15 protein-coding genes and 3 pseudogenes are annotated in these 16,508 nt (G+C 67.7%); 6 read left to right on the top strand and 12 right to left on the bottom strand.

Going from position 1 to position 16,508, the window contains the following annotated elements:
* Nucleotides 1-53 precede the first annotated feature (53 nt).
* On the top strand, nt 54-302 hold the full coding sequence (locus AB5L52_RS00445) for a hypothetical protein (RefSeq protein WP_351577338.1): 249 nt from the start codon (nt 54-56) through the stop codon (nt 300-302).
* Nucleotides 303-308: 6 nt separating this feature from the next.
* On the opposite strand, the gene AB5L52_RS00440 is transcribed toward AB5L52_RS00445, so the two are convergent.
* From AB5L52_RS00440 to AB5L52_RS00425, 4 genes and pseudogenes are all read right to left on the bottom strand, one after another.
* Nucleotides 309-782, bottom strand: a complete 474-nt coding sequence (locus AB5L52_RS00440; RefSeq protein WP_369369083.1) for a hypothetical protein — start codon at nt 780-782, stop codon at nt 309-311.
* 43 nt (nt 783-825) lie between these two features.
* Nucleotides 826-1,164, bottom strand: a pseudogene (locus AB5L52_RS00435) (transposase); the annotation flags it as partial.
* A 319-nt stretch (nt 1,165-1,483) separates the two neighbouring features.
* On the bottom strand, nt 1,484-1,693 hold the full coding sequence (locus AB5L52_RS00430) for a cold-shock protein (RefSeq protein ID WP_351029461.1): 210 nt from the start codon (nt 1,691-1,693) through the stop codon (nt 1,484-1,486).
* Nucleotides 1,694-1,956: 263 nt separating this feature from the next.
* Nucleotides 1,957-4,032: a spermidine synthase gene (locus AB5L52_RS00425; protein WP_351029460.1), complete on the bottom strand. Its 2,076-nt coding sequence runs from the start codon at nt 4,030-4,032 to the stop codon at nt 1,957-1,959.
* Nucleotides 4,033-5,504: 1,472 nt separating this feature from the next.
* Here AB5L52_RS00425 and AB5L52_RS00420 point away from each other — a divergent pair.
* Complete coding sequence (locus AB5L52_RS00420) at nt 5,505-6,779, top strand: MFS transporter (protein ID WP_369362198.1); 1,275 nt, start codon at nt 5,505-5,507, stop codon at nt 6,777-6,779.
* On the opposite strand, the gene AB5L52_RS00415 is transcribed toward AB5L52_RS00420, so the two are convergent.
* The 5 genes and pseudogenes from AB5L52_RS00415 to AB5L52_RS00395 all read right to left on the bottom strand — a co-directional run bounded on the left by AB5L52_RS00415 (nt 6,710) and on the right by AB5L52_RS00395 (nt 10,808).
* Complete coding sequence (locus AB5L52_RS00415; protein ID WP_369362197.1) at nt 6,710-8,074, bottom strand: TfuA-like protein; 1,365 nt, start codon at nt 8,072-8,074, stop codon at nt 6,710-6,712. The two genes, AB5L52_RS00420 and AB5L52_RS00415, sit on opposite strands and share 70 nt — an antisense overlap.
* A pseudogene (locus AB5L52_RS00410) lies at nt 8,074-9,272 on the bottom strand (YcaO-like family protein). Before AB5L52_RS00410 ends, AB5L52_RS00415 begins: the two are co-directional and overlap by 1 nt.
* Nucleotides 9,273-9,344: 72 nt before the next feature.
* The gene (locus tag AB5L52_RS00405) at nt 9,345-9,512 is read right to left on the bottom strand and encodes a hypothetical protein (RefSeq protein ID WP_351577319.1); all 168 of its coding nucleotides are present in this window, start codon (nt 9,510-9,512) and stop codon (nt 9,345-9,347) included.
* Nucleotides 9,513-9,541: 29 nt separating this feature from the next.
* The gene (locus tag AB5L52_RS00400; protein WP_369362196.1) at nt 9,542-9,907 is read right to left on the bottom strand and encodes a hypothetical protein; all 366 of its coding nucleotides are present in this window, start codon (nt 9,905-9,907) and stop codon (nt 9,542-9,544) included.
* A gap of 259 nt (nt 9,908-10,166) precedes the next feature.
* On the bottom strand, nt 10,167-10,808 hold the full coding sequence (locus AB5L52_RS00395; protein ID WP_369362195.1) for a hypothetical protein: 642 nt from the start codon (nt 10,806-10,808) through the stop codon (nt 10,167-10,169).
* A 918-nt stretch (nt 10,809-11,726) separates the two neighbouring features.
* On the opposite strand from AB5L52_RS00395, the gene AB5L52_RS00390 reads away from it, so the two are divergent.
* Together AB5L52_RS00390 and AB5L52_RS00385 are read left to right on the top strand one after the other, a co-directional pair.
* Entirely contained in the window at nt 11,727-12,098 is a 372-nt protein-coding gene (locus AB5L52_RS00390; RefSeq protein ID WP_351577311.1) for a hypothetical protein, read from the top strand.
* 355 nt (nt 12,099-12,453) lie between these two features.
* Nucleotides 12,454-12,807: a hypothetical protein gene (locus AB5L52_RS00385; protein WP_369362194.1), complete on the top strand. Its 354-nt coding sequence runs from the start codon at nt 12,454-12,456 to the stop codon at nt 12,805-12,807.
* A gap of 70 nt (nt 12,808-12,877) precedes the next feature.
* Here AB5L52_RS00385 and AB5L52_RS00380 read toward each other — a convergent pair whose 3' ends face one another.
* Together AB5L52_RS00380 and AB5L52_RS00375 are read right to left on the bottom strand one after the other, a co-directional pair.
* Nucleotides 12,878-13,015 (bottom strand): hypothetical protein, encoded by a 138-nt coding sequence (locus AB5L52_RS00380; protein WP_369362193.1) that lies wholly within the window; start codon nt 13,013-13,015, stop codon nt 12,878-12,880.
* 240 nt (nt 13,016-13,255) lie between these two features.
* Nucleotides 13,256-14,125: an alpha/beta fold hydrolase gene (locus tag AB5L52_RS00375; RefSeq protein ID WP_351580720.1), complete on the bottom strand. Its 870-nt coding sequence runs from the start codon at nt 14,123-14,125 to the stop codon at nt 13,256-13,258.
* A 114-nt stretch (nt 14,126-14,239) separates the two neighbouring features.
* Here AB5L52_RS00375 and AB5L52_RS00370 point away from each other — a divergent pair, with 114 nt between their 5' ends.
* Together AB5L52_RS00370 and AB5L52_RS00365 are read left to right on the top strand one after the other, a co-directional pair.
* Nucleotides 14,240-14,923, top strand: a complete 684-nt coding sequence (locus tag AB5L52_RS00370; protein ID WP_351580722.1) for a TetR/AcrR family transcriptional regulator — start codon at nt 14,240-14,242, stop codon at nt 14,921-14,923.
* 106 nt (nt 14,924-15,029) lie between these two features.
* Nucleotides 15,030-15,506, top strand: a pseudogene (locus AB5L52_RS00365) (XRE family transcriptional regulator).
* A gap of 284 nt (nt 15,507-15,790) precedes the next feature.
* Here the strand turns inward: AB5L52_RS00365 and AB5L52_RS00360 are convergent.
* Complete coding sequence (locus AB5L52_RS00360; protein WP_351029453.1) at nt 15,791-16,471, bottom strand: ScbR family autoregulator-binding transcription factor; 681 nt, start codon at nt 16,469-16,471, stop codon at nt 15,791-15,793.
* Between the last annotated feature and the right edge of the window lie 37 nt (nt 16,472-16,508).

Here is a 16,508-nt window from a genome sequence, read left to right as displayed (position 1 = left end):
ACACCAATACCTGGACGCTCACGCAAATGCATTGATATCGGAGGGACGCAGGCGTGCCCAACACTGTGAGTTATGCGAGGGACATCCGCCCGTTGTTCACCGCCATGGACATCGATCACATGCGGCCGATGGGCGTTCTGCTGGACGACTTCACGTATATGTCCGACCCGGGGCATGCACAGGATGTGCTCGACCAGGTGTCCAGCGGCTCCATGCCCCCACCCGACAGTGGCGAGCCGCCGTGGGACCAACAACGGGTTCAGATGTTCCAGGACTGGATCAACGGCGGCTTCCAGCCTTGAGTGGCATCACCGGCGGCGACGGCGTGGGATCTCAGCCGCCGCAGGGCCGATACCGGGGATGGTGTCCAGATTCTCGACGTCCTTGTTGTGCTCCAGACGGGTCAGCAGCGTGGTGATCCGCTGGTCCAACTGGTCGGCCATGGCGGTGAGGCGGTCGATCTCGTTGAGGTAGTGCCGGCACATGAACGCGTGATGCTCGGTGAACGTACCGTCCAGTGCCTCAACCAGGGCCGGGATCTTACTGCGGGCCCGCCGGATGGCCAGGTCGGCCAGCGCCTGGGGGGCACGCTCGCCGCCGATCAGCGCGTTGATGCTGGCACGTCCGCTGGCTCCGGTGATGTCGCTACGCACCGAGGACAGCTTCATCCCGGTGTCCTCGAGTTCCTTCTCCAGCCGCTGGGCCTCCTGCCCGCGTGCCGTGTTCAGCTGCGAGCGGCGGCGGGTCAGGTCCCGCAGTTCGCGGATCTCCCGCTTGGGCACGAAGGAGCCCACACCATGCCCGAGGCGCCCGCGCGGCCAGGAACGCGGCGTCGCTGGGGTCGCTCTTGCGCCCCCGAATGACCTTGAGATGGGCCGGGTTGACCAGCATCAGGTTGAGGTGCGGCTGCAAGGTGTAGTAGAGGTGGCGCCAATAGTCCGAGGCGGCCTCGAGCACCACCACCTCGACCCGGCGCTCGAGCAGCCAGGCCAGCAGCCGCCGGATCTCGGCCGGGGTGGTGGCGAACCGCTCGGTCTCCAGCGTCCAGGTCCCGGGCCGCTTCGAGCACGGCGTGCGTACGCACGCCAGCAGGAATCGCTTGCCCAGATCCAGCCCCGCCGCCCGCAGATAGAGGACCTCGTCCTTCACATCCTGTCTGGCCATCGCATGTCCCTCCCGCACGCGTGCCGATCGAACAGGCGCCCGGATGGATCCGGGAAGTCGCTGAGTCTGACACACGCGCTGCCGGTCACCATGGTGGCCGTAGCCCAAACCGAAGTCCGCTGGCGGATCCCCATCGCCATCCTGTTGGGTGAGCTGACCGGCATCACAGAGTCTTCGGCTTACCGGGCGCCTTCCCCGATTTTCCTCTCACCGAGGAGGCAAGCGCAGCCGGCCTGGCGCACCTGGTGGGGAATCAGTAGCCGGGGCTCCGTCCCAGCGACCTCACGGCCGGTACGGAGCCCCTATGCATGATCCGGCATCATTGCTTCTGCCGAACGACGTTCTCCGCCTGCGGTCCCTTCGGTCCCTGCGTCACCGTGTACTCGACCCTGTCGCCCTCGTACAGCTCCTTGAACCCGGTGGACTGGATGGCCCGGAAGTGGACGAACACGTCCGGTCCGCCGTCATCCTGCTGGATGAATCCGAATCCCTTATCGACGTTGAACCACTTCACTACGCCTGTTGCCATCGGTTTGCGCCTCTCCTTCAACGCCGCTGCACGAGCGACACCCAAGGCCGAGGCAGGTCGCTGCTACCTGCCTTCGCCCTTGAATACCGCTCATGGAGTGAAACTCCAAGCATCGGCAGACAGCAATTCGCCAAGGGCGGACAACGGTCCACATCCCGACACCGCCGAACTCTTCCGGACAGCAGTAGCAGAACCACCCCGGAAAGCCCCACGGTTCCGTCGCCGTTAGAACCTCAACACGGACTTTCGCAACAGGCTCTCATCTAATGGGAGGGGAGGACCTTGGTGGCGCCGACCCTTCGGCCGAAGAGGAACGCGAGACCGTAGAGGGTCGCCGTGACGATAAGGAGTGCACGGTAACCGGTGATGAGCGCGGTGTACTCGAGTGCCCCGCCGATCATTGCGCCCAGCAGGTTCGCGCCGAACGCGGAGGTCGAATCCTGGACGCTTTTGAAGCGGGCGGCGAAGACGAGGTTGGCAATGAAGATCGGCGCGAACGCGATGGAGGCGGCCGCGAGGAAACGCGGTACCGGGGAGAGGGCGAGCAAGGCGTCTGCGGGTACCAGCCAGGCGACCGCCAGGGCTGCCATCAGGGCGCCGTAGAGTGCAGGCGTAGGTCGCAGGCGCAGCCGGCGAGCAGTTTCGATTGCGGCCGCTACGCTGAGAAGGACTCCGGCGAAGACGAGGGAGTTGACGAACCAGGTCGTCCCGAACAGTAGCGCGAATTGGACGACGTTCTTGGTTTCCAACAGCAGGAACGCGCCGCCCATGAACATGAGGTCGAGGTAGCGGGTCATGCGCCGGAGGGCCCCGCCGGCCGCGCGCACGAGGAAGAGCGAGGCGGCCAGGATGAGTGCCAGCGTCCACAGATAGAACGGCGGGATTGTGTTGGTAGGCAGGTAGGGGAACGGATGATCGTCGGTGGCAGGTGCGCTTGCCTGGCCATGCCAGACCGTTGAGCAGGACGGGATGGGTCCCGAAATGGTGCTGGTGAGAACGGCCCGATTTCGGCCACCCAGGGCGCCTGTGATCTCGGCGCAGGGAAAATGGCCATACACGGCGGTGAGGGTGCCCGCGAACCGGTCGAGCAGGAATGGCTCGTAGTAGTTGTACATCGCGAATGTGCCGGTGGGACGCAGGTGGGCCTTGGCTTCACGGATCGACTGCTCCGTTAGCAGGTAATTCTCCAGGCGTAGGTTCGACTGGCCAGGCAGGAGCGTGAGCGAGTCGGGCAGTGCGAACAAGATCAGATCGTAGCGTTGGTGGGTTTGTTGCAGGTATGCGCGCCCGTCTGTGATGTGCACGCTGACCCGGGGGTTCTGGTAAGGGCGGTCGGGGTGATGGGCAGCTCCGAGCTGCTGCAGGACAGGGTCAATCTCCACCGCATCGACGTGCTTGGCCCCCTCGGACAGGGCGACGGCCACGTCGTTGCCGGTACCCGCGCCCACGACCAGCACATTGTTCAACGAGGCCGGGCCCACATGACGGTAGGGAAAGAAATAGAAACCGTGCTCTGACGTGACCGAGTACGCCGTCTGATGCGGGATGTTGTTGGCCCATACCTTCAAGACACCGGGCGATGGCTGAGTGGTCGTCACCTTGTAGTACGGCGACCAGTAGGTGTTGGGGACGACTGACTCCACGGCAAGCAGCGTCACCATCAATACCAGCGAGACCCCCGTGGCTAGCGCCTGCCACCAGCGCCGCCGTCCGAGCAGGACGGCGAATCCGGCCGCAGTGATCAGCCCCCACGCGACCGGAGGAAGGTCCAGGAACGCGATACCGGAGAAGACGGTGATACCCGCAATGCTGCCGAGGATGTCAAGCCGGTAGGCGGCAAGGGGACGGAAGCGGGCGAAGGTGCGGGCCACTCCTTCGCCGATGCCTGCCATCACGAGCACCGTGAGCAAAAAGATCACCGGCAGGCTGATCCACTTGGGGAGCGGCGCCTCACCGTTCCTGCCCTGAAGCGTGAAGAGCTGGGTCAGCTTGACGGGGTACGCGAGCACGAATGCGACCAGAGTGGCAAGGGCGGGTGCTGCCCACACGGACAGGTCATGTCGGGACTTAGCCCGTAGAAAGCCCACCCCGATGCCAAGGAAGCTGGCGAGCAGAACAAAATTAGTGACGTAGGCCAAATGGACGTTGTTGGCAGCGGTCCAGCGAATCAGCGCCAGTTCTGTGAATAGCATCAGAAAACTGAGACAGACCAGTCGCACTCTGACGGCAAGGGTTGGTTGCTCCAATTCCGGATGTGGATGGGGGGTTTGCGCGAGCCCTGTCAGAGTCTGCGGTCCACCGTCTTCGCCGCTCAATGGGGCGGCGTCGTCTTGGCTCATGGACAGCACAATGAGGCAACCAGGGAGATCCTGCGACTTTTACGACGCTGCACGAGCGGTCATTATCATGTTGCTGTTACCTACATGAACGTCCTGGAGGGATGGGTGACAGGGGTCCGGCCCTGGATCCTGGCACCTTCGCCGGACAGCTCGGCATACCTCCCCCGTCACCCACAGAAGAGCAGGGAACTTCCTGAGCACAGTGGGGATGAGAGAGAAGGCGTGGCACAGTCGGCTCGGCAACGTAGCCATGGTTTGAACTCTCCGGGCTGTCCCCGTTTCGATTATGAATCGCCCGTTGAGAGGCCGCTACTGGAGTGACGGACCAGCGTCGATCGGGCGGATCCGACCGGCTTCGTGCCTACGGCCAGAAGATGCGAGCCACACAAACGGGTCCACGATGGAAGGAGCGGGGGTGCGTTGTCACCACGGAGGGCCGTGGGCGTGGGATGAAGCTGCGTGGGTGGGTGGAGACAGCGGGCGCCTTTCTCAGCGGCCTTGCATTCGTCCTGGTGCTGGTATGGGCCCACTGGATCGAGGCGCTCTTCGGAGTCCAATCCCGACGCCGACAGTGGCGCCCTTGAAGCAGCCATGGCCGTCCTGGCACGGTGTGCCACCGTAACGTTTTCCCTCTTGGCTCGGTGGGAATGGCGCAAGGCACGGTCCAGCCACATCCAGTGACGGCACGTCAGCAGGATTCCGCCGCTTTCGCCTCTCGACTGGCTCCTCGACCACAGGCTCCACCGCGACGCGATGCCGATCGCCGTACATACCGGGGACTGTGCCACATGGCAGGAAGCGGTCGAAGGGCGTGGACTCGGATACGGTGCACCGCGCGTTGGCCCTCCGGCGTCTCCGACTATAGGGAGTGACCGAGGGGCCGGTTGTTGGGCCTACCGGGCAGGCTCTACTACCATTGGTGGTCCGGGAAGTAGGAGTGATGACATCCCGGTCTCACACACGGAGCCTTGGCCGTGGGACATCGACCTCGTCCTGATCCCCTTCTTCCTGACCTGACCAGGCAGCAGAGGACACGGGAACAGACCCTCGCTCCATTTCTCGTATCGGCTGCGAGAAGCTCGCGTTGGATGCGAAGCGATTCGGGGCCAATCCGAGGGTTCACTGGTCAGCGATTGGTCCTCTCCGACGGGCTACCGCACATTTCGATCGCCAGTTTTTGGGCTCCCTGGGCGGGCCCCAGGCAGGCCCTGCGGCGTTCTCCCCGGAGCCTGTCTGGGTGGAGGCGAGGGGCTGGGCGAGTCGTGCGACACGGAGGTTGATCATGACGTGGCGGATTGCTGACGGCAACCGAAGAAGGATGGGCTTTGCGATGCATCGGCGACACGTGATCTTCCTGGTGCCCTAGGGTTGGCGCCTGTCCCGGTGCCGTTCTGGTGCCGGGTCTCGTGCTTACTGGGCGGAGTTGGATCATGCGCATGCCGTGGTGGCCGGTTCGGAGCAGCTCTTCTCCGGTGCCGCGCATACCACTGCGGACCAGGCTCAGGGAGGCGGGCGCGCCGCTCGCCGTCCGTGCGTTCCGGCTGCACTTCACGGCCCGGATGCTGTCCTGGACCGGCTCAGCCGTGGCTCCGATCGGCATGGCGTTCGCCGTACTGCACCTCGGCGGGAGTGCTTCCGGGCTCGGTCTGGTGCTCGCGGCCAACATGGTGCCGCAGATCCTGCTCCTTCTGATCGGTGGGGTGGTGGCCGACCGCTGGTCGCGGGCCACCGTAATGGTGTGGGCGAACATCCTCAGCGCCGGTGCCGAAGCCGTCGCGGCTGTTCTGCTGTGGTCCGGGGCGGCGCAGGTGTGGCATCTGGTGGCGGTGTCCGCGCTGTGCGGCGCGGCGAGCAGCTTCTTTACCCCGGCCGCCGGCGGGGTCGTGGTGGAGGTGGTGCCGGCCGAGCTGCGGTACGCGGCGAACGCGCTGCTCAAGATCGGTCAGAACACGGTCAAGGTTGCGGGTCCGGCGGTGGGCGGCGTGCTGGTCGCTGTCATCGGGTCGAGCTGGGTGATCGGCTGGGACGCCGTGACGTTCGCGGCGGCGGCCGTTCTGTGTGCCCGTCTCGACCTGGCGCCCGCGAAGGCGAAGGTGCGCACCGGGTTCGTGGCTCATCTTCGTGAGGGGTGGGACGACTTCTGGTCGCGGCGCTGGCTGTGGGTGATGGTGGTTCAGGGCTCGGTCGTCGTGCCGGTGTGGCTGGTCGGCTACCAGATGCTCGGCCCTGTCTACGGCAAGGACTTCCTGGGCGGTGCCGCGGGGTGGGGTCTGGTGGTCAGCGCCTTCACCGGCGGCCTGGTGCTGGGTGCCGCCGCGGCCCTGATGTGGAAGGTGCGGCGCGTCGGCGTGGTGGTGTGCGTGGGGACGGGCGCGATGGCGCTGCCGCTGGCGGCGATGGCCGCCCATCTGCCGCTCGTGCTCGTGGCGTTCGCCGCGTGCGCGGCCGGGACCGGTCTGTCCCTGAGCACGACCGTCTGGGCGAGCCTGGTCCAGGAGCGCATCCCGAAGGAGAAGCTGAGCCGAGTCATGTCGTACTCCACGCTCGGGCAGGTGCTGCCGGTCCCGCTGGGGTATCTGGCCGCCGGACCGGCGAGCGCGTACTTCGGGGTGCGGGCGACGCTCGCCGCCGGGGCCGCCGCCATCGTGGCGGCCATGATCGTGCCGTTGCTGTTGCGTCAGGTCCGGGCGCTGGCTCTCGCCCCGGTGGAAGTGGCGGAGGAGACGCTGGTGAGCGCGTCGAGGTAGAAAGCCCGGTCGATTTCGACGGCAGCGGTGAAGCTGCGCAGGCCGCGGTCGCGGGCGGCAGCGTCACGCTCATCGGCACCGGCGTCCGCGGTCAGGCCCCAATGACTGAGCAAGTGGGCGGCGATCCGGTCGGCGGCGAGATGCGCGGTGGTGTGCCCCGGATTCTCGGCCAGCGCGGAGGCGTTCACCCGCAGAGCGTGCAGCACGTGGTCTTCCGTCGGCAGCTCGGCGTTGAACAGCGGACCTGATTCGGCGCGCGAGACCGGGTAGACGGGCCAGGCGTCGTCCAGGCGCGCCGAGCGCACCATGAGGAGGATCAGCTGCTCGCCCGAGTCGACATGGACCTGTTCATACGCGGTGAGCCAGTAGGAGAGCTGCTGGGCTGTGAGGTCGGCCAGTGCCAGGCCGCGACGAGCCGCGAAGTCTTCAACGGCACCCTTGTGGACTGGGCGTTGGCCGCCGGGGGCGAGGAGGCGGGACAGGACGTGGGTGCGCCAGCGCCGGGAGAACGCGGGGTCGTAGAGCTGCTGGTGCTGGAGCAGCGGCAGAAACGGAAGGCCACTGTCGGCTGCGGGGGCGAAGGCGGCGCTCCAGTAGCGGACGAAGCTGGTCTGCCACGGCTCCTCCACCCATCCCGGTGTCGGCGCCTCCGCGGCCGTGGAGTGGTCTTTGGCCAGGACGCGCAGGGCGGTCTCGGCATCCTCCCGCTTGAGGTCGTACGGGGTGCCGCATCCCCAGATGTCGGCTGTCGTGTAGACGTCGCCGACTCCGTCTTCGGCCATAAGACGGCCCAGCGCGGTGCGAGTGCGCTGCGTGGAGGGCAGCCGACGCGCGGTCTCAGTCAGGGCCTGTGCCTCGGACCCGGTGATGCGGTTGGCAACTGCGGCGCGTTCGAACGCGGCCCGGAGGTTCACGAGGGCCTGCGTCAGCGGCCGGCCGTCCGGCTCCTGGAGGACCGCGACGTCGTCGTCGTCCATCAGCCCGCTGCGTAAGGCCCGGTAGATCCGCCCGAGGCCGATCATTCCGTACGGGGCCAGCTCGGCGGCGCGCAGCGCACCCATGCTGGATGCCCCGTAGACGGCGACTCCCCGGGCCAGGAGCATCAGGATCTCTTTGTGCCGCACGGGTGCGCTCTGGTGCCACAGCCTGTCGATGATCAGGACACGGTCGCCGGCCTTCAGGGGAAGGCGGAGGAGGTCCCCGTGCTGGACGGGCGGGTGCACGACCGCGCCCGGCAGGATGCTCGTGATGCGGGCCGAGGTGATGGTCGGGCCGACGAAGACATGCGTGCTCATCAGGCGGCCTTCCGAGGGCGGGGCACGGTGTGCCGAACGGTGTAGCGCAGGGTGGGGGCGCACACCTTGACCACGGCGAACTCCTCGCGCTCGTAGGACCCCCACGTCAGATCCACCACCAGAGGTGCGCGTCCGGCCGCGGTGGTCACGGCGGTCGCCAGATCGTGCGCGAGCTCGGTGTCGGTGTCGGCGTGGGCGCCGTAGCGGCCCGCGATCGCCGGCCACGGCATCGGGTTCCCGACGGAAGGATCGGGGGCACAGTGCGGGCCGGGGCGGTAGGCAAGCGGCTGGTTGTCCTCACGGCTCCCGCTGATCAGCGTGAGCCGCGTCTGGGCGGCCTCGGTGATCGCCCGCGACAGGGCGACGCCCGGGTCGGGGTGGGCGCCGGAACCGGCGACGACGGCCGCTGACTGGTCCTCGCGCCACAGGTGGCAGCACATCACCGGGACCCCGTACCGGTGGGCACATGCCGAAGCTCCCACCAGCAGCCTCGCTCGGCGAGCCGCTCCAGCAGGTCGGCGCAGTACGGCGCGTTCACCGTCGATGCGTCCACCAGCTCGGCCTGGTCCGCGTCCGTGAGACCGGACAGGACGTCGCGCTCGATCGCCTCGCACAGGCCGTGCACCATCGCCTCGGCCCGGGTATTCCCGGACGCCAGGCCGTTCGTGGAGGCGCCGGACAGATGCTGGCGCCAGTCGTCGTGGGCCGTACGGCCCAGCCGCACCGCGGCCAGGGGCACGAGGGTCTCGGCGTCGTCGAGAGCGGAGCGCGCGGTGATCCAGTCCAGACGCACACGGTCGGTCATGAGGCTGCCGGGATGCTGCTCCAAGTCCGCGAGCGCGTACGGCAACCGGAGGTCTGCCGCCGCGGCCTGAGTGAGGGAGACGGGCGGGAGGGCACGCTCGGCGTGCCACACCTCGATGGCTTCCATGGCGCCGGAGACGCGGGCCGCGTCCAGGGTGACGCCCTTGCCCTGGGCGACCGACAGCGTCCGCGCGAGCGGTCGTACGGCCATCGTGACCGGGATGCCGAGATCGTCGAGGCCGGTGACGTCAGCGACACGGGTGATGCCGAAGCCGGCCAGCAGCGGCTTGACGCCCTGCCAGGTCTGCCCCGGCGGGCGGGTGCGGTGAGTGCCGTCGAAGCAGTGCGTATGCGTGCGTCCCCCTCCTTTCCGGATGCGGAGTCTGCTGTGCATGCAGGGCCGCCGCCCCGCGCCCCGGGCAGAGGCACAGCGGCGGCGGTCCGTCGTACGGGGAGGCGGGCCGGATCAGACCGCCGGGAGCTCGTAGGCGTGGGCGTCGGGGAAGGCGCCGTCCGGCACGGCCGGGTCGCCGCCCGCGTTCTGCGGAAGCTGGCCCTCCGCGTGGAGGTCGGTGATGAAGTCCGCCGGGTCGAACGCCTTGGTGGTCGACGACTTCGTGATCTGAGGGGCCATGGGCGTGTTCCTCCTACTCGAAGGGACTGCTACACCGTGAGGTCGGTGAAGCAGATGGTGAGCAGCACCTCGCGCGAGCTGGTGTCGAGCGGGGTGCGCCAGTGAGGGGTCCGACTTCCGTCGAACCCGGCCAGGGTGCGGTAGCCGATCGGGAACGGTTCGCCCCCGTCGGGGCAGGGAGTGCCCGCGAGCTGTTCGATGACCTGGTCGGTACTGAGGAAGCGCAGATTCGGCAGCCAGCCCATCGGGCCCAGGTCCGGCGTCAGCCCGCTCGAGAACGTGATCTCGCACTTGCCGTCGTCGCGGTGCATATGCATGTAGTCGCCGGGGCTGTAGTACTTCAGCCCCATCCGGATCGCCGTCATCGTGGAGTTACCGGTCGCCTCGGCCGCCACGTCGGCGAGCCCCTTGGAACGCGCCAGGGCGTTGACCGCCGGCCCGCCGGGGTGGACCCGGCACCGCTGGGGGGGGAGGTGATCGAGCCGTCCCGCATCGCCAGCAGACCCGGCCGCTGGTTGTGGCGCACCACCGCGTACTGCTCGCACCTGTCGGCCTCCGCGGCGACCTCCTCCCACAGGCTCTCGTCGATCGCCTCCGGCGGCACGTCTGCCCGCCCCGTCGCCAGCCACTGCTGCCGCAGCATGACGCCCCCGCTCACAGGTCGAAGAATTCCATCGTGACCAGCAGTCCCTCGCTGGTCATCGGACGGCGCCAGTGCGGGACGCTGTACCCAGCGAACGCCCGCACTGCCCCCTCCTCGCCGTACGGGTGCTGGAGCGTGGTGAACTCGCCGCCCTCGGGGAACATCCCGTGATCGGCGACCACCTTGCCCAGCACGTCGCCGCTCGCGTTGTACAGGTGCGGCGCCCACCCCATCGCCGGCAGGTCCTCAGTGAGCGCGAACGCCACGGTGACCGTCGACTTGATGGAGTCCAGGTGCAGGCACTGGAAGTCCCCCTCCCGGTAGCCGACGACGGCGCCGCCCCGGGGCACCAGCCGCGGGATCCCGGTGTGCTCGCGCACGGCCGACAGCAGCTCCTTGTCGTACGCCAGAGTCTCCAGGGCCGGTCCGGGCTCGATGAACGCGCAGTGCACCGGCGTCGCGAAGGACCCGTCGCGGTGCGCGGCCGTGTGGTCGTGCACGTGTGGCGTCGCTTTGTCCAGGCGCTCGGCGGCCTCCGACTTGATCGCGGTAAACCTGTCCGCCGACAGGACGTCGGGGATGACGATGGTGCCGATCCGGTTCCATGCCGCACGCCGCGGACTCTGCTGGGCCGGGGCTTCGGTGTTCTGCATCACGAGGAGACCTCTTCCCGTCGAGGAGTCGCCAGGGGCCGACTGGGCAGCCCTCATGACGCTTAGTCAACTCCCCTGCGTGGTAAGTCCCCAGTGCCACAAGCGGTGTCAATTTCCTGGCACCCCGGGGCCGGTCGAAGGCCCACCCGCGCGCGTCGACGACGTTTGGGAGCAGGCGGATGATGGCACCGGACGGGATAGGGAACCTGCTGCGCAGCAGCCGTGATCAGGCGAATCTGACTCGCGAAGAGGTGGTTCTGCGCATCGCCGAGGTACTCGGCGAAGACTTCGACCCGGACAACCTCAAGCGATGGGAACTCGAAATCCGGCTCCCAACCAAGCGATACCACAGCAGTATTGAAGAGGTGCTCGGCATCCCCGTCTCGGAGATCGTCCGCACCAGGGCCATCTCGAAGGCGTACCGGCTGCAACAGAAGATGGCGACGAGGCAAGACGGCCAGGAGGTACCGCCCGTGAAACGACGCGTATTCATCGCCGGGATGCTCGCCGTGGCCGGCACAGAAGCACTGGCAGGACTCGCTGAGGCACACGAGGGCATCGACGCTGCTCTCTCGGGGTCCAGCAACGCCGCCGACATCGCCTACCTGGAGTCGGTCTTCGAGCGGAACACCGGCGGTTACCGTGGACGCGACCCGCAACGGGACCTTGGGCAGATGCAAGACGACCTCAAGCTGCTCGGCCAGGTCCTGGACCGCCCGCACACCGCCCGGGACCGAGCCACGTTAGTGCGGACCGCTGCCGGGATCACCGGCCGCACGCCGCGCCGCACGTGCCCAACGCGTAGCCGGCACCACGCCCAGCGCGGCAGCCGCACTGGCCTCCGCCGTGAACGCAAGGGCCCTTGCTGGCCTCGGCAACCGAAACGGCGCACGCAAAGCCGTCGAACAGACCCAGGACATGATCGAGCAGCTGGACAACATCGCTCTGGCGGACAACTGGTTCGGATACCCGGCTCAGAAGCACAGCGTCCACCTCTCCCAGGCGTACACGCTGCTCGGCGACACCACGTCGGCCCGCGCCGAGCAGGAAGCCGCCCCTGCCCTCACCGACTCGCCCTCCGTCATGACCCGCGCCCTCCTGGTCCTCGACCACGCGCAATGCCTTCGCATCGACAAGGACCCCCAGACCGCCGCCGACATGGCAACCGCCACGTGGAACAAGCTCCCGGCGGGCTACCGGACCGGGCTGGTGCAGACCCGGGCCGAGGCGCTGCGTGACGCCCTCACCGGCCGGCCCCGCGCACGACTCGCCGAAGCTCTCAGCGCCTGAACACGAGGCAAGCGGTATTTCTGGCAACCCGCAACCGACACCGTCTGGAGGCATCAGCGACTACGTTCCCGATCGATGCGAGCCTTCAACTTCAAGCAGGGTAAGGCGTCTTGGGACACCGGGGCCCTGCTCCACTGGGACGTCGAGGTGACTGGGACGCCCCGCGCCACGATGCCCTCGCGCAGCTGGTCACGGACTCGAACCAGACCCTCCTGGACGCCGGGCTCCCCGTCACTCCGGTCGAACATCGCTGGCTACACATCACGCCGGGCGTTGACGAAGGGCGGGAAGGATCGCACGACGTGGGTCCACCTGGCACTTCGTCTTCCTCGACCGGCTGGGCCAGGACGCCTTGGTGGAGCAGAGCGACGAACTCATCTGCCTGGACCGCTTCCTGCACGAGCACCCGTGGATGTGCTGCGTCGACGCAGCCGGCGAAGTGAGTTCCGGCGAGCCCGGTGACAGCCTGCTGGAGACCGCGGTCCCGCCCAGGGACCGGCTCGGGACGTTCGCCGCGCTGGACGCGGCCATGCGCCGGGCCGGGGCGGTGCGGGACACCTTCCCCGGCTGCGAGGACCCCGAGGACGAGGCCGAGGAGTTGGCGAAGCGGTTGTTCGCGGCGGTGGGCGAGCATCTCGGGCTGTCGCTGCCGCGTCGGGAGATCGAGCTGGGGCTGCTGCCCGCCGTGCACCTGCCCTCGCCGGCGTGAACCGGAACCGGTAGCAGCGGGGACGCCGCGCCCTTTCGGCGCGGCGCCCCCTGTGAGCGGGGTGCTGCTCCTACTGGTTGTTCGCGGTCATGGTGCACTTCACGGTCGTACTGTCGGCGGAGCACGCCGCGCGCATGTTCGTGTTCAGCCAGTACGGGTCACGGTCCAGCAGTCGCTGGTTCGCGTTGAAGGCTGCGAACCCGGCCATCGAACCGCAGTACAGCGGCTTGCTGTCGGCCTTGCTGCCGGGGTGGTTGGCCAGCTTGTGCTGGATCAGCCAGGCGTGCGACGAAGCCTGCGGGTACTTCGCCGCGTTGTCCCCGGTGATATGGGTCGAAAGCCTCGTTTCCTACGTCCGCGCCCACAGGGGTCAGCGAGGCTGGAGCGGCCATCACTGCCTGCCGGTCCGCAGCCCCGATGATTGACCGGCACCCGCAGAGTCCTCGGGTCAGATGACCGGGCCGAGGGTGCAGCGCACCGGCACGGGATGGGCCGGGTCGAGTGCGTTGAGGATCATGGCGGCCACGTCCCCGTCGTAGGCGAGGCCGATGTGCCCGACCGGGTCGAAGGGGCAGAGGCTCTGGACGCTCTCGTTGCTGACACCGGGTTCGTTGACGTACTCGGTGCCGTAGGGGGTGACCAGCTCGTCGCTGGTGGAGGCGATGACGGTGTAGCCGATGCCGGGCTGGGCGATCGGCCCGGTGTTGAGCTTGGCGACCAGGGGCCCGCCACTGGTGATCTCGGTGCAGGCGACGCAGCCGACGCTGGCCAGGATGGTGTCCACCTGGGACCTGATGCCCAGGTCGTCCGCGATGGTGATGAGGCCGGCGAAGGTGGTGCCGTGGGTCGGCGGGGCCATGGCCACCACCTTGTCGACCTTCGCTGCATAGCCGGGCAGGAACTTGGGGATGTAGAGCGACTGGAACGCACCCTCAGAGTGCCCGACCAGGTCGAGCTTTGCCGCGCTGGTGGAGGCGAGGATCCGGTCGATGGTGCGGGCTATGTCGTGCGCGGACGTGTCGATGGCGATCAGGCCGCCGACCGGGATGCCTGATATCGCCTCGCCGTATGTGGGGGCGTAGACGCAGTAGTCCGCCGCGGCCAGGGCCGGGCCCAGGGTGAGCATGTTGCCGGGCCCGTTGCCGCCCAGGCCGTGCAACAGCAGCACGGGTTCGGGGTGCGCGGCGGAGGGACGGCAGTTCCAGTCGTTGAAGCCGGCGCTCGGCGCGCTCGCGGCATGGCCGGGCGCGGCCCAGGTGGCGACCGTGAGCAGGGCCGTGGACAGGGCGAGCAGTGCTAGTTGGAACCGTCGACACATCGGAGTCCTCCGATGGTTAGGGGTGAGTGCGGCCAGTAGAGCACGGTGGCCGACTAGTAACAAGACATCTTGTTGGAAACAGTTTCAGTGCTCCAGGGGCGGTAGGGTGGGGGAGTGTCAGCGATCAGCGCATCAGGGGACCCCGCAGGGCGGCGTATCCGCGGCCTGGACGCCGAGCAGCGCCGCGACCAGAGACGCCGCCAGCTCCTTGACGCGGCGCTGGAGCTGTTCGCCGCGCAGGGCTACGCCAACACCTCGATCGAGCAGCTGTGCCAGCACGCCTATGTCGGCACCAAGGGCTTCTACGAGATCTTCGACAGTCGCGAGGCCTGCTACGTGGCACTTCTCCAGGACGTGACAGCGCGTCTGGAGACGGTCGTGACCGGACGTCTGCGGGAGGCGCCCACTGAGGCACGGCAGGGGGAACGGCTGCTCGTGGCCGCGTTCGCTCATGCCCTGGTGGACGACCCCCGGCTAGCACTGGTGACCTTCGGTCAGGCCGGTGCGGTCTCCCCGGCGGTCGAGCGCCAGCGCCGCACCAATCGGCGCTGGGCGGCCGGCTTCATCGAGCAGGTCTGGCAGCACTACCGGGCCCTGGGCAGCGGCCACCCCATCCGTACCGACCTGGACCCGCACCGCGTGGCGATCGGCCTGGTCGGCGGCATGTTCGACCTGGTCGCCGACTGGCTGCTCGACGCCGACCCGACTGACCAGAACCAGGTCGTCACCCTGGTCCACGACCTGCAGGACTTCTACGAGGTGGTCCGCACGGGCGTCAGTACGCCGTCGGCCTACTGACGCCGGGGTGCGCACCGGCCGCGTGGGGCTCTCGCCCGCGGCCGGCTTGGACGCCGCGGTGCAGAAGGCGTTCACCCGCCCAGCACCCAAGAGCGCGAGCGCGCAGATGCGATACCTGGTCAAGCAGCTCAAGCGAACCAAGCCGGTCGCCCAGATGCTGCGGATCTCCCAGCGCACCGTCGAACGGTATGTGAAGGACCAGATCAAGAAGCCCCGCCCGGACCTCGCCGCCCGGCTGGAGCGCGAGGTGAAGAAGCGGTGGTAGCCGCAGATCCGGGCCAAGGCCTGGCACAAGGCGGCCACCACCGGCGGCATCGTCGTCGACACCCGCGCCCGTATCGGCTACACCGCACCGGTCGGCTCGACTGACGAGGACCGGCTCCGGCACCTGACCGTGGCGCTGCCGCTTCGCTACGCCGCCCGTCTCTTCGAGGCCCAAGAGCAGGGTGTCGCCGAGCAGCATTTGCGGGAGAACGTGGCCGAAGGGCTCAAGGAGATGTACTTCCAGGACAACGGCCGCCGCGCCGGCCAGCTGGAGGAAGTCCGCTTCACCGACATCGAGTACCCCGAGTTCGACCTGTAGCAGGCGCTGTGACTGAGCGCTTTCATAGGCCGACTTGAGCCGAAGCACGATAGGTGTCACCAAGGCAGCGTGTTGTCACAACGACCGTCGGACGGTGTACGCCGGTCTGACCGTCGGGGCCGCTGTGCAGCCAGGCGGCCGGTACAGCGCCGGAGCCGGTGACACCCACCGTGCTTCGCGTGCTGCCGGTGACAGGTAGCGCGTCGACCTGGTGACAAGCAGTGTGCTTTGCGCGATCGAGACAACAGGGTGCTTTTTGGGGGGTGTGGTGGGGGGTGTGGTGTTCAGGTTGAGGTGGGCTGCGTGGTTGTGTGGTGGTGTTGCGTGGCGGCTTCGTAGACGCGTTGGCCGCGGTCGGGTGCGAAGTCGAGTTGGACGAGTACTCCGGGTGCGGCGAGGGCTGCCATGAGGTGTTTTTGGAGGACTGTCATGCGTTCGGTCATGTCGGCGTGTCCGGTCATGATTTTGGAGAGGATCTGGACGCCGGTGAAGGCGGCGACGAACATGTTCGCGGCTGCCGTGACGTCGGTGTGGGGGAGTAGTTCCCCGTTCTGTTTGGCGCGTTGCAGGATCTGTGCGTTGTGGTCGATCCAGTTCTGCATGGATGCGGCTCGGTCCAGGATGTCTTGTGATGTTCCCTGGTCGACGGTGAGCCGTACGCTGCCGCGCACCATGGGATCGCCCTTGCCCAGCATGTAGGCGAGCAGGAGTGATTCGTCCAAGCCTTCTTGCAGGACCAGTTCCTGCGGGGGCACCCGGGGGACCGAGGAGAGTTGGTCGGTGAGGACGGCCTGGGCGAGTTCGTCCTTGGAGGAGAAGTGGAAGTAGAGGGCTCCCTTGGTCACCTCGGAGCGCTTGAGGATCTCGGCGATGGTGGCTGCGTCGTATCCGACTTCGGCGAAGACCTCAGCTGCTGCGACGAGGATCTTCTCCCGCGTCCTGATAGCCCGTTCCTGCTTCGCCACACCACACCTCCGCACCCCCGCCGAAAGGAAACCGTAG

The sequence above is a fragment of the Streptomyces sp. CG4 genome, from assembly GCF_041080655.1.
In the GTDB taxonomy this organism is placed as follows: Bacteria; Actinomycetota; Actinomycetes; order Streptomycetales; family Streptomycetaceae; genus Streptomyces.
The sequence above is the reverse complement of the archived record's forward strand: the minus strand, read 5'-3'. Positions and strand labels throughout refer to the sequence as shown.